Source organism: Mycolicibacter icosiumassiliensis, assembly GCF_900078685.2.
Classification (GTDB): Bacteria; Actinomycetota; Actinomycetes; order Mycobacteriales; family Mycobacteriaceae; genus Mycobacterium; species Mycobacterium icosiumassiliensis.
This window is the reverse complement of the sequence record NZ_LT546166.1, coordinates 2134758-2147229: the sequence shown is the minus strand read 5'-3', so window position 1 is coordinate 2147229 and position 12472 is coordinate 2134758. Positions and strand designations below refer to the sequence as shown.

At 68.8% G+C, this 12472-nt stretch carries 8 protein-coding genes and 1 pseudogene; 7 read left to right on the top strand and 2 right to left on the bottom strand.

Annotated elements, in window-relative coordinates:
• Positions 1-117: 117 nt before the first annotated feature.
• Genes BN4346_RS34125 through BN4346_RS34110 form a run of 4 tightly spaced genes read left to right on the top strand, consistent with a single transcriptional unit; the run spans position 118 to position 5105 of the window.
• Positions 118-2706 (top strand): ABC transporter ATP-binding protein/permease, encoded by a 2589-nt coding sequence (locus BN4346_RS34125; RefSeq protein ID WP_067972399.1) that lies wholly within the window; start codon positions 118-120, stop codon positions 2704-2706.
• Positions 2703-4442 (top strand): ABC transporter ATP-binding protein, encoded by a 1740-nt coding sequence (locus BN4346_RS34120; protein ID WP_067971601.1) that lies wholly within the window; start codon positions 2703-2705, stop codon positions 4440-4442. Before BN4346_RS34125 ends, BN4346_RS34120 begins: the two co-directional genes overlap by 4 nt.
• A 45-nt stretch (positions 4443-4487) precedes the next feature.
• The gene (locus BN4346_RS34115; RefSeq protein ID WP_067971591.1) at positions 4488-4727 is read left to right on the top strand and encodes a type II toxin-antitoxin system Phd/YefM family antitoxin; all 240 of its coding nucleotides are present in this window, start codon (positions 4488-4490) and stop codon (positions 4725-4727) included.
• Between the two features lie 6 nt (positions 4728-4733).
• A complete protein-coding gene (locus tag BN4346_RS34110; RefSeq protein WP_078058598.1) occupies positions 4734-5105 on the top strand; it encodes a type II toxin-antitoxin system VapC family toxin in 372 nt (123 codons plus the stop codon).
• Here the strand turns inward: BN4346_RS34110 and BN4346_RS34105 are convergent.
• Positions 5092-6645: a (2,3-dihydroxybenzoyl)adenylate synthase gene (locus BN4346_RS34105; RefSeq protein ID WP_067971585.1), complete on the bottom strand. Its 1554-nt coding sequence runs from the start codon at positions 6643-6645 to the stop codon at positions 5092-5094. The two genes, BN4346_RS34110 and BN4346_RS34105, sit on opposite strands and share 14 nt — an antisense overlap.
• An 86-nt stretch (positions 6646-6731) precedes the next feature.
• Here BN4346_RS34105 and BN4346_RS34100 point away from each other — a divergent pair.
• Both BN4346_RS34100 and BN4346_RS34095 read left to right on the top strand, forming a co-directional pair.
• Positions 6732-10132, top strand: a pseudogene (locus BN4346_RS34100) (non-ribosomal peptide synthetase).
• A gap of 41 nt (positions 10133-10173) precedes the next feature.
• Positions 10174-10863 carry a cutinase family protein gene (locus tag BN4346_RS34095; protein WP_078058597.1) on the top strand — a complete coding sequence of 230 codons (690 nt, stop codon included), beginning with the start codon at positions 10174-10176 and terminating at the stop codon, positions 10861-10863.
• Positions 10864-10889: 26 nt separating this feature from the next.
• Here BN4346_RS34095 and BN4346_RS34090 read toward each other — a convergent pair whose 3' ends face one another.
• Complete coding sequence (locus BN4346_RS34090; RefSeq protein ID WP_067971582.1) at positions 10890-11261, bottom strand: nuclear transport factor 2 family protein; 372 nt, start codon at positions 11259-11261, stop codon at positions 10890-10892.
• A gap of 162 nt (positions 11262-11423) precedes the next feature.
• Here BN4346_RS34090 and BN4346_RS34085 point away from each other — a divergent pair, with 162 nt between their 5' ends.
• The gene (locus tag BN4346_RS34085) at positions 11424-12392 is read left to right on the top strand and encodes a hypothetical protein (RefSeq protein ID WP_067971579.1); all 969 of its coding nucleotides are present in this window, start codon (positions 11424-11426) and stop codon (positions 12390-12392) included.
• The last annotated feature ends 80 nt before the right edge of the window (positions 12393-12472 follow it).

Genomic DNA, 12472 nt, shown 5'->3' with positions numbered 1-12472 from the left:
GTGAGCCTACCCGAGCAGCTATTCGAGTAAGTGAGGGTAGGGTAACCTAGGTTCGACTTGGCGGCGAGCGCCGAGCCCGACTCCGCGGGGTGGGCCACCGTTGGCGAAAGGACCGTGATGGCGCGCGGCTTGCAGGGTGCGATTCTGCGGGGCTTCGGTGCCCGCGACCACACCGTAACGGTGCTCGAGACCAGCTGGATCACTCCACATTGCATCCGGGTCTGGATGCATTCGCCCACCCTGTTCACCGACGCGGCCGTCGAACCCAGTGCCTGGCTGCGGTTCTGGTTCCCGGACCCGGATGGATCGGACACCGAATTCCAGCGTGCCTACACCATCGCCGAGGGCGACGCCGAGAGCGGACGCTTCGCCGTCGACATGGTGCTGCACGAACCGGCCGGGCCGGCTACCCGCTGGGCCCGCACCGTGGAACCCGGGGCCACCATCGCGGCAATGTCGCTGATGGGCTCGTCGCGCTTCGAGGTACCCGACGCCGACGCGCAGCCCGCCGGCTACCTGCTGATGGGGGACTCGGCGTCGATTCCGGGAATCAACGGAATCATCGGCACCGTCGCGCCCGAGGTACCGATCGAGCTCTACCTCGAACAGCACGACGACGACGATCTACTGATCCCGCTGCGCGAACATCCCCGCCTGCGGGTGCACTGGGTGCCCCGCAGCGACGCGAGCTCCCTGGCCGCGGCGATCGAGTCCCGGGACTGGTCGGACTGGTACGCCTGGGCCACCCCGGAAGCCGCGACGCTCAAGGCGCTGCGGGTGCGGCTGCGCGAGGAGTTCGGCTTTCCCAAATCCGAGGTCCACGCGCAGGCCTACTGGACCGCCGGACGTGCCATGGGCACCCAGCGCGACGCTACTGAATCTGCGTTGACTCTGCCGCTACCAGACAAAAGTGCGAGTGAAGTGCCTGGTGAGCGCAGCGTCACCGCGAAGGGGGCGTGGCGGGCCCAGGCCGCGGGTCGGCTGCTCGGTCCGCTGCGGGTGCCGCTGATCATCTCCGGTGTCCTGCAGGCCCTGATCACGCTGCTGCAGTTGGCCCCGTTCGTGCTGCTGGTGGAGCTGGCCCGGCTGTTGGTCTCCGGTGCCGACGAGTCACGGCTGTGGACGGTCGGAATCGCCGCGCTCTCCTTGCTGGGCCTGGGCACCTTGCTGGGCGCGGGGCTGACGCTGTGGCTGCACGTCGTCGACGCCCGCTTCGCCAGCGCGCTGCGTACTCGGCTGCTGAGCAAGCTGTCGCGGCTGCCGCTGGGCTGGTTCACCGCGCGCGGATCCGGCTCGATCAAGCAACTGGTCGCCGACGACACCCTGTCTCTGCACTATTTGGTGACCCACGCCATTCCCGACGCCGTGGCTGCGGTGGTGGCACCGGTCGCGGTGCTGGTCTACCTGTTCGTGGTGGACTGGCGGGTGGCGCTGGTGCTGTTCGTGCCGGTGCTGGTCTACATGGTGCTGATGTCGGTGATGTTGACCCAGTCGGGCCCCAAGATCAGTCAGGCGCAACGCTGGGCCGAGCGGATGAACGGCGAAGCCGGCACCTACCTGGAGGGTCAGCCGGTGATCCGGGTGTTCGGTGGGGCTGCCGCCTCCACTTTCCGTCGCCGCCTCGACGAGTACATCAATTTTCTGGTGGACTGGCAGCGGCCCTTCATCGGCAAGAAGACGCTGATGGATCTGGTCACCCGCCCGTCGACCTTCCTGTGGCTGATCATGCTGACCGGCACTCCGCTGATCATCTCCGGCCGAATGGACCCGGTGAACCTGCTGCCGTTCCTGTTGCTGGGCACCACCTTCGGCGCCCGCCTGCTCGGTATCGGCCTGGGAGTCGGCGGCATCCGCGGCGGCATGCTGGCGGCCCGGCGGCTACAGATCGCTCTGGATGAACCCGAACTCGCGGTCGAGCAGCATGATTCCACCGCATTGGAGCCGGGGAACACGGCCGGGACGGTGCGCTTCGCGGCGGTCACGTTCGGCTATCGTCCCGGTGTCCCGGTGATCCGCGACGTGTCGTTGACGCTGCGGCCGGGCACGGTGACCGCACTGGTCGGCCCGTCGGGCTCGGGCAAGTCGACGCTGGCCGCGCTGCTGGCCCGGTTCCACGACGTGGAGTCCGGATCGATATCGGTTGATGGACAAGACATCCGGTCGCTGACCGCCGACGAGCTGTATCGCCGGGTGGGATTCGTCCTGCAGGAAACCCAACTGGTGCACGGCAGTGTGCGCGACAACATCGCGCTGGCGGTTCCAGACGCCACCGACGAGCAAGTGCAGGCCGCCGCCCGCGAAGCCCAGATCCATGACCGGATCTTGCGGCTGCCCGACGGCTACGACACCGTGCTCGGTGCGGCCGCGGCGCTCTCCGGCGGGGAGCGGCAGCGGCTGACCATCGCCCGCGCTATCCTCGCCGACACACCCGTGCTCATCCTGGACGAGGCCACCGCGTTCGCCGATCCCGAATCGGAATACCTGGTGCAGCAAGCGCTGAACAGGCTGACCCAGGATCGCACCGTGTTGGTGATCGCCCATCGACTGCACACGATCACCGGCGCCGATCAGATCGTGGTGCTCGATCACGGCAGCATCGTCGAACAGGGCAGCCACGATCAGCTGCTGGCCGCGCAGGGACGCTATTTGCAGTTGTGGGAGACCGGCCGCGCCGCGGTCACCGTCGGTGCCGAGGCACGCCGATGATCCGCACCCTGATCCAACTGATTCCGCACGACCGCCGCGGACGGATGTTCGGCTACGCGGCGCTGACGCTGCTGTCGGTGGCGGTGCGGGCCGCGGGGACCGTACTGCTGGTCCCGCTGGTGAGCGCGCTGTTCTCCGACGCCCCGAGTCGGGGGGTGGCCTGGTTGGGGTGGCTGACGGTGGCGACCGTCGCGGGTTGGCTGATCGACTTCGCTTGCGCCCGAATCGGATTCGACCTGGGCTTCGCCGTCCTCGATCACACCCAACATGACGTGGCCGACCGGCTGCCCGGCGTCCGGTTGGGCTGGTTCACGCCCGCCAACACCGCGGACGCGCGCCAGGCCATCGCGGCCACCGGCCCCGAACTGGTGAGCCTGGTGGTCAATCTGCTGACCCCGCTGATCAGCGCGATCCTGCTGCCGCCGGCGATCGCACTGGCCCTGCTCGGGGTGTCCTGGCAGCTGGGCCTGGCCGCCCTGGGCGGGGTACCGCTGCTGCTGGGGGCGCTGTGGGCCTCCAACCGGCTCAGCGCCCGGGCGGACGTCGCGGCCGGTGACGCCAACACCGCTCTGACCGAACGGATCATCGAGTTCGCCCGCACCCAGCAGGCGCTGCGCGCGGCGCGGCGCGTCGAACCCGAGCGCAGCACCGTCGGGCAGGCGCTGAGCGCGCAGCACGGTGCGGCGATGCGGCTGCTGCTCATGCAGATTCCGGGGCAACTGCTGTTCAGTCTGGCCAGCCAGGGCGCGCTGATCCTGCTGGCCGGCAGCACCACCGCGCTGACCGTGACCGGTACGCTCAGCGTTCCCGAGGCCATCGCCTTGATCGTGGTGGCGGCGCGCTACCTGGAACCGTTCACCGTCATCAGCGAACTGGCACCTGCCCTGGAGTCGACGCGGGCCTCCCTCGAGCGGATCCGCGCTGTGCTCACCGCGCCGGCGGTGACGGTCGGCCCCGGCCGCGCACCCGAGGACGCCGGCGCCACGCGCATCGAATTCGACGACGTCACGTTCGGCTACGACTCCGCGGGCCCACCGGTGCTCGACCGGGTCAGCTTCACCCTGCAGGCCGGCACCACCACGGCCATCGTCGGACCGTCCGGCTCGGGCAAGAGCACCATCTTGTCGCTGATCGCCGGACTGCATGAGCCCACCGGCGGCCGGGTGTTGCTGGACGGGGTGGATGCCACCGGGCTGGACGCTCCGTCACGGCGGGCCGCCACCAGCGTGGTGTTCCAGCATCCCTACCTGCTCGACGGCACGATTCGTGACAACGTGCTGGTCGGCGACCCCGACGCCGATCAGGAGTCTTTCGCGCGGGCCACCGACCTGGCCCGGGTCGACGAGCTGGTCGCCCGACTGCCGGACGGCACCGACACCAGGGTGGGCGAAGCCGGCGCGGCGCTGTCCGGCGGTGAGCGCCAACGGGTCAGCATCGCCCGGGCGCTGCTCAAACCCGCACCGGTGCTGCTGGTCGACGAGGCGACCAGCGCATTGGACACCGAAAACGAGGCGGCGATCGTCGCCGCGCTGAGCTCCGAGCTGCGCCCGCGCACCCGGGTGATCGTCGCGCACCGGCTGGCCAGCATCGCCCAGGCCGACCGAGTGCTGTTCATCGACGACGGCCGGGTCATCGAGGACGGGACCATCGACGAATTGCGCGCGGCCGGTGGACGTTTCGACGAGTTCTGGCGACAGCAAAACGATGCCGCCGGATGGCAGATCCACGCGGGCTAGACGCTATTCTGGTCAGACTTGACCAGAATAGTTATTCTGTGGGTTATGAGCACCGAGCGGGTGAACGTCTATGACGCGAAGACTCACTTCTCCCGCCTGCTCGCACGCGCCGAAAGTGGCGACGAAATCGTGATCAGCCGCCACGGCCGGCCGGTGGCGCGGTTGGTTCCCTATCGGCCGGAACGCCAGGTGCGCCGGCCGGGCCTCTGGCGGGGGCAGGTCACCATGGCGCCCGATTTCGATGATTTCGGGGCCGTCGATGAGCGGGCCTGGTATGGGAAATGACCGCTGGTGAGAGGTCTTCTCGATACGCATGTCGTGTTGTGGTGGCTCGCTGACGACGACCGCCTCTCCGCTGCCCACCGCGCGATGATCGGTGACCCCGACAATGAGCTGTTCGTGTCCGCGGTGACGGTTGCCGAGGTGTCGATCAAGGCGTCGCTTGGCAAGCTGCAGGCCCCAGAGAGCTTCAACGACGCCGTGCGTGACTCGGGATTCCGCGAGTTACCGCTTGCTTCGTCGCACGCCGAGGAGCTGCGCCAGTTGCCGTGGCACCACCGCGATCCGTTCGACCGGATGTTGGTAGCGCAGGCGATTGCCGAACATCTTGATCTTGTTACGGCCGACACCAGACTCAGCGCCTATCCCGTCAGATGTGTTTGACCGCGCCGAGCTGGCGAACCAACGCCTTCTTGTCGATCTTGCCGACCGCCGTGAACGGCAGCGTCGGCAGCGCCGCCAGCTGATCGATCCGGACGTGGGTGGCCAGCTCGCATTCGTCGAGATGGCGGTTCAGCTCGGCCAGCGTCAGTGGTGAACCGTTGAACACAATTGCAGCGCAAACCTTTTCGCCCAGGTACTGATCTGACAGGCCGACCGCGGCCGCCGATCGAACCGCCGGATGGAGCAGCAGGTGCGTCTCGAGCTCGTCGGCGGCGATATTCTCGCCGCCGCGGACGATCACGTCCTTGATCCGCCCGGTCACCTCCAGGTAGCCGTTCGCCAGCCGGCGGACCCGGTCCCCGCTGCGGTAGAAGCCGTCCGGGCTGAACGATCGCTCGTTGGCTTCGGCTGCGCTGTAGTAGCCGTTGATCGTGTACGGCCCGCGCACCAATAGCTCGCCCTCGGGCGCCTCGGCGCCGTCCTCGTCGACCACGCGCAACTCGTCGTCGGCGCACAACGGCCGGCCCTGCGTGCTGTCAAGCAACTCCGCGGCGTCGCCGGGCCGGGTGTAGCAGAGCAGGCCCTCGGCCATGCCGAACACCTGCTGCAGGCCCGCCGTCAGTACCTCCCGAATCCGGCGGGCGTCGCCCGCGGCCAGTTTGGCGCCGCCGACCTGCAGCAACCGCAGCGTCGTCGGCTTCTGCGGCTCCCAGTCGCAGGCCTGTGCCCACAGGTTGGCCAATGCCGGCACCAGCGCGGTGACCGTCACCCGGTGCCGGGCGATGGTGGCGAACGCCGCCTCGGGGCTGGGGTCGGTGCCGAAGACGGTGGCCGCGCCCACCGACATGGCGCCCAGCAACCCCGGGCAGGCCAGTGGGAAGTTGTGGGCGGCCGGCAACGCCACCAGATAGACGTCGCCCGCGGTCAGCTCGCACACTCTCGCGCTGGCGGTGGCGTTGTAGACGTAGTCGTTATGGGTGCGGGGGATGAGCTTGGGTAATCCGGTGGTCCCGCCGGAGACCAGCAGCAGTGCCGGCGCGGCCGGATCGGGGGTGAATCGCGGCGCTGGGGAGAGCTCGGACGCATCGTCGATGACGAGCCGCCGCAGCCCCAGTTCGGCGGCCATCGCCGGATAGTCGAATCCCGCAGTGGCGTCAGGAATCACGATCCCCACCGCGTCGCTGACCGCGGCCAGATGCCCGATCTCAGCAGCGCGGTGCCCGGGCAGGCACAGCACTGGGATGGCGCCCACTCGCAGCAGCCCGAACAGCGTGACCGCGAACGTGCAACTGTTGGGCAACTGCAGCAACACCCGCTCGCCGGCGGCGATACCGAGCCCGTGCAGGCCCGAGGCGGCACGGTCGACCGCCGCATCCAGTTCGGCGTAGGACAGCGTGGTGGTCGAATCGATCACCGCGGGCCGATCCGGCCAGTGCGAGGCGGCGTCGTCGAGCAGTGAAGTCAATGGTCGTCCGCTCCAGTAGCCGGCCGCACGGTAGGCGGCGGCCCGCTCGTCGGGAAACGGTACGAACCCGTGCATGTGTACTCCCTGGCTTACCGACGACCGAACCTAGATAGAGTAGCTTCGAGAAATTAGGGCAGCCTAACGAAGGGTGGAGTGGCGCCGTGGGGCCGGACGAGATTCGCGCGCAGGTCGCTGACCTGCTCGGCGCCGACGCCAGCGTCGTCGATCCCGAGGCCGACCTGGTCGGACAGGGTCTGGACTCGATCCGGATGATGAGCCTGGCCGGTCGCTGGCGCAAACAGGGCATTGACGTCGACTTCGCTGCGCTGGCCGCCGACCCGCGCATCGCGGCATGGCAGGACCTGCTGGGCGACCGGGGCGAACCGGCACCCGTCACCGCGCCGACAAACGACCCGAGCGATGCAGGCGCACCGTTTCCGCTGGCGCCGATGCAGCACGCCATGTGGGTGGGACGCGACGACGACGTCGCGCTCGGCGGGGTGGCCGGGCACCTCTATGTGGAATTTGACGGCCCCGGACTCGATCCGGACCGGCTGACCGCCGCCGCAGCCGCGCTGGCCGCCCGGCACCCGATGCTGCGGGTGCAGTTCTCACCCGACGGCACCCAGCACATTCGGGCCGATGCCGAACTGCCCGTCGCCGTGCAGGATCTGCGCGGACTGGATGGCGACGAGGTGGCCCGGCGCCTGGATGCCACCCGGGTGGCGAAATCGCACCAGCAACTCGACGACGCGGTCTTCGAGCTCACGGTGTCGTTGCTGCCGGACGGGACCGCCCGCCTGCACGTCGACCTGGACATGCAGGCCGCCGACGCCATGAGCTACCGCACCCTGATGGCGGATCTGGCCGCCGCCTACCGGGGGGAGACGTTGCCGGCGCTGGGCTACACCTACCGGCAGTACCGCCACGCCACCGGCGACCGCGCACCCGACGAGAGTCACCGCCAATGGCTGCCTCTTATAACCCGCCCAAGCTGCCGCCGCCCGCCGGCGCCCCGGCCGACCCGCGCCGCAGCACCCGGCGCTGGCACTGGCTGGACCCGGACACCCGCGACGCCCTTTTCGGCCAGGCCCGCGCCCACGGCGTCACCCCGGCCATGACCTTGGCCGCCTCGTTCTCACACACCCTGGCCAGCTGGTCGGACGCACCGCGCTTCCTACTCAACGTGCCGCTGTTCGGCCGGGAACCGTTGCACGACGACGTCGACCGGCTGGTCGGTGATTTCACCTCGTCGCTGCTGCTGGATGTGGATCTGAGCCAGGCCAGCACCGGTGCGCGGCGCGCGCACGCGGTGCAGGACGCCATGCGCACCGCCGCCGCGCACGCCGACTACCCCGGCTTGGCGGTGTTGCGTGACCTGAGCCGCCATCGCGGCACGCAAGTGCTGGCGCCGGTGGTGTTCACCAGCGCGCTCGGACTCGGAGAACTGTTCGCCGATGAGGTCACCGGCGCGTTCGGCACCCCGGTCTGGATCATCTCCCAAGGCCCGCAGGTGCTGCTGGACGCCCAAGTCACCGAGTTCGACGGTGGCATCCTGGTGAACTGGGATGTGCGCGAGGACATGTTCGCGCCGGGCGTGATCGACGCCATGTTCGCCCACCACATCGCCGACCTGACCCGGCTGGCCGGGGGTGAGGGCTGGGCGGAATCCGCACCGGCCGCGTTGCCCGCCGACCAGGCCGCGATGCGCGCGTCGGTGAACGCGGGTACCGCCGAACCCAGCGGCGAAACCTTGCAGGACGGGTTCTTTCGCCAGGCCGACCGCGATCCCGAGGCGGTCGCGCTGCTGCACGGGTCGGGCGAGCTGAGCTACGGCCAGCTACGCGATCAGGCGTCGGCGGTGACCGCCGCGTTGCAGGAGCGCGGCGTGCGGCCCGGTGACACCGTGGCGCTGCTGGGACCCAAAGGCGCCGAGCAGATTCCGGCGCTGCTGGGCATCCTGGCCGCCGGCGCGGTCTATCTGCCGATTGCCGCCGATCAGCCCCGCGAGCGCGTGGCACGCATCCTGGATCTGGGCGGTGCCGTGCTGGCCCTGGTGACCGGGGACGCGGTGCCCGCGTTGGACATTCCGGTGATGAGCGTGCGGGATGCCTTGTCGCGCCCCGGCGTAGTGGACCCGGTTCGCACCGATCCGTGCGAGCTGGCCTATGTGGTGTTCACCTCCGGCTCCACCGGCGAGCCCAAGGGCGTCGAGGTCACCCACGACGCCGCCATGAACACCGTCGAAACCCTCAGCACCCGTTTCGGATTCGGACCGAGCGACCGCAGCTTGGCGCTGCTGACCCTGGACGCCGACATGTCGGTGCTCGACGTCTTCGCCATGCTGCGCGCCGGTGCGGCGATCGTGATGGTCGATGAGGCCGACCGGCGCAGCCCCGAAGTGTGGGCGCAGCTGGTGGCGCGGCACCGGGTCAGCGTGCTCAACCTGATGCCGGGGGCGTTGGAGATGCTGGCCGCCACCGGCGGCGAACTGTCGTCGGTGCGTGCGGTGTTGACCGGCGGCGACTGGGTGCGCCCCGACCTTGCGCGGCGGTTCGCCGCGGCGGCTCCCGGGGTGCGATTCGCCGGGCTCGGTGGGGCCACCGAAACCGCCATCCATGCCACGCTGTGCGAGGTCGAGGGTGACCCGCCGGCGCATTGGGCCGCGGTGCCCTACGGCACCCCGCTGCCCAACATCGCCTGCCGGGTGGTCGGCGCCGACGGAGCCGATCGCCCGGACTGGGTGGCCGGCGAACTGTGGGTCGCCGGGCGCGGCATCGCCTCGGGTTATCGCGGTCGGCCCGACCTGACCGCCCAGAAGTTCGTCGAGCACGACGGCCGAACCTGGTATCGCACTGGCGATCTGGCCCGCTACCAGCCCGACGGCACCCTGGAATTCGTCGGCCGCGCCGATCACCGGGTCAAGATCAGCGGCTATCGCATCGAGCTCGGCGAGGTCGAATCCGCACTGCGCCGGCTGCCCGGGGTTGCCGAGGCGGTGGTGGTGGCGCTGACCGAGCCCGGTGGGCGTGAGGTGTTGGCGGCTGCCGTGCGCACCGGTGACCCCGCGGTGAGCGTTGCCAGATTGCGGGCCGGGCTGGCCGAGGCTCTGCCCGAGCACATGATTCCCCGTCAGCTGCACGTGGTTTCGGCGATTCCCTACACGGTCTCCGGCAAGATCGACCGGCGGGCGGTGACGGCCGAACTGGCTGCGGCCATGGCGGCGGGCGAGGGCTACCGCGAGCCGGCCGGTCCGCTGCAGCGCGCCCTGGCCGCGATCATCGCCGAGGTGCTCGGCGCCGCCCGAGTCGGTGCTGACGACGACTTCTTTGCCCTGGGCGGTGATTCGGTGCTGGCCACCGCCGCCGTGGCACGCATCCGCACCTGGCTGGACGCTCCGGGCGCGGTGGTCGCCGACATCTTCGCCACCCGAACCGTCGCAGGGCTGGCTGCTCGGCTGGCTGCTGCTGAGGCCGATCCGGGCCGGTTGGACGCGGTTGCCGAGATCTACCTGGAAGTGGCGCAGCTCGATGCCGCGGAGGTTGCCGAGGCGCTGCGATAGGGGGTGGTCGACCGCGCTCGCGGTGTGACAGCATCGGTGCTATGAACGCGCGCCGATCGGTCGGATTGCTCGGTGTTTCGACGGTGATGGCCTGGGCGGCGCTGCCCAGCGCCCCGGTCGTGGTGCCCTCGGCTTCTGCTGCGGGCTGTCCCGACGTCGAGGTGACCTTCGCGCGTGGCACCGCTGAGGCGCCCGGTGTTGGCGGAGTCGGACAGAATTTCGTCGATGCGCTGCGCTCGCAGGTCGGGGGGCGCTCCGTCGGGGTATATGCGGTCAATTACCCCGCCACCGAAGACTGGCCGCCGTCGGCCTCTGCCGGCGCCGGCGACGCGAACGCTCACGTGCAATCCATGGTTGCGAACTGCCCCAATACCAAATTGGTGCTCGGCGGCTATTCCCAAGGCGCGATGGTTATCGACCTCATCACCATCGCGCGGGCATCGGTGGCGGGCTTCAACGCCGCAACCTTGACCGCGGACGAGGCTGAACACGTGGCTGCGGTCGCTGTTTTCGGGAATCCCACCGACAGGTATCTGGGGGGACCGATCAGCGAGATCAGCCCCTGGTACGGGGCCAAGGCCATCGATCTGTGTGCCGACGGCGATCCGATCTGCTCTCCGGGCGCCTTGGCGCTGCCTTCGCACGACGAGATGTTCTCCGCGCCGCACCTGTCGTATGCGCAGTCGCCGATGCCCGGTCAGGCCGCGGCCTTCGTGGCGAGCCATCTCTGACGCACGGCGCAGGAAGCTAACCCGCCTTAGCCGACGACCTCCGAAGTCCAGTACTCCCGCAGGCTGGCGATCCGCTCACCGGCGAATTCCAGGATGGCGACCTCACGCATCCGCTTGCGTAGTCCCTGGACACGGTCGTCGAAGACGGCTTCCCATTCGGCGATCACTGTCGTGCCGTCGGTGGCGGGATAGAGGTTGAGCAACCGGGCATCGATGTTGGCCTGTCCCGCAACGACTTTGGACTGCCAGTAGTCCCGGATCCCAGCCCGACCGCGGATCGGCTCTGCGAGCACGCGCTCGTGGTAGGTGGCGTCGTCGGTGAAAATCGAGACGATGAGTTCGGGGTCCTGCTGCATCCACGCCCGCAGGTAGGTGTCGATCGTGCCGCGGATATCCATCAGGGCAGTGTTCGACGGTGGCGTTCTGCGCGTCAAGCGGATCACCAGCGGGCCGTACGCAAACGTCCAGCTAAGGCAAGCCATGCCTACTTTATATTAGGCAAGCCTGACCAACACCGGCGTTCGTCGAGGCCGTTCTCATGTTCTTGTGAAGGAGATCTCATGCAGTCAGTTCTCGGCGTCACCAGCGTCGATCGGGCCTCCGGCTCCAATCGTGTCCTCCCGCTTCTGCTCGCGGGCATCGCGCTGGCGGGTACCGGCCTCGCCGTGGTCACCCCTGCGGGTTCCCCAGATGCCGCTGTCGAGCACCTGGCGGTGCGGCTCACCAGTGGATTCGGTGACGTCGCGGCCGACTACCAAGCCGTTTTCGCCGCCGCTTCCGCCAACCTGCAACAGCTGTTCAGCGATGCCCAGACGGCGAATTCGGCGCTGACCCACGAGCTCACCGGTACCTTCTCCGGTTACAGCGATGCCATCAGCAACGCGCTCAGTGGCGCCGCGGCCGGTCTGCAGAACTCGATCGACGGCGGCTGGCACGGCGGTGACGACGGCTACGTCTTCGGGTTATTCGGGGGAACTGTGACGAATCCGAGCACCGGGATCAGCGAGACCGGCAGCACCCTGCAGGAGATCTCGGCCGCACTGCAGCAGGGCAACACGTTCCAGGCCTACAGCTACTTCGACGAGTGGTCCCTGGAGACGCTGGACCACACACTCAAGCCCCTGCTGAACCCGATTCTCACCGTGACCAGCCACGGCGTCACCACCCCGTCGGTGACCTCCGAACAGCTGCAGACGCTCACCAACGTCTACGACGAGTTCTTCACCTACACGAACCTGAAACATCTCGGCGATGCGCTGATGGCGCCGCAGATCGGTGCGTCGTTCGGGTTCACCAGCGACGTGGACGCCATCACCACCGCGCTGTTGTCCGGGAATCTTGACCAGGCGATGATCGACTTCCTTAAGTTGCCCGCCGACACCGTGGGCGACCTACTCAACGGTTACGCTCAGGTCAACCCGTACGACGGCAATGACGCCCCGTTCACTGGTCTGCTCAACGACGGCAGTCTGCTGCAGGACCTGCTGGTGACCTGGCCGCAGATGCTTGCCACGGCGCTGGCAGCGTGAGCAACGGACACCGGTAGCGCCGCGGCCTCGGCCGGCGGTGACGCTTTGCACGGCCTGCTCCGATCCAGCTGAGTCGCACC

What these genes read in the sequence shown, in the direction of transcription:
- BN4346_RS34115 (WP_067971591.1), top strand. Translation starts at nt 4,488, where the DNA reads ATGAGCACCGAGCGGGTGAACGTCTATGACGCGAAGACTCACTTCTCC.
- BN4346_RS34095 (WP_078058597.1), top strand. Translation starts at nt 10,174, where the DNA reads ATGAACGCGCGCCGATCGGTCGGATTGCTCGGTGTTTCGACGGTGATG.
- BN4346_RS34090 (WP_067971582.1), bottom strand. Translation starts at nt 11,261, where the DNA reads ATGGATATCCGCGGCACGATCGACACCTACCTGCGGGCGTGGATGCAG.
- BN4346_RS34120 (WP_067971601.1), top strand. Translation starts at nt 2,703, where the DNA reads ATGATCCGCACCCTGATCCAACTGATTCCGCACGACCGCCGCGGACGG.
- BN4346_RS34125 (WP_067972399.1), top strand. Translation starts at nt 118, where the DNA reads ATGGCGCGCGGCTTGCAGGGTGCGATTCTGCGGGGCTTCGGTGCCCGC.
- BN4346_RS34105 (WP_067971585.1), bottom strand. Translation starts at nt 6,645, where the DNA reads ATGCACGGGTTCGTACCGTTTCCCGACGAGCGGGCCGCCGCCTACCGT.
- BN4346_RS34085 (WP_067971579.1), top strand. Translation starts at nt 11,424, where the DNA reads ATGCAGTCAGTTCTCGGCGTCACCAGCGTCGATCGGGCCTCCGGCTCC.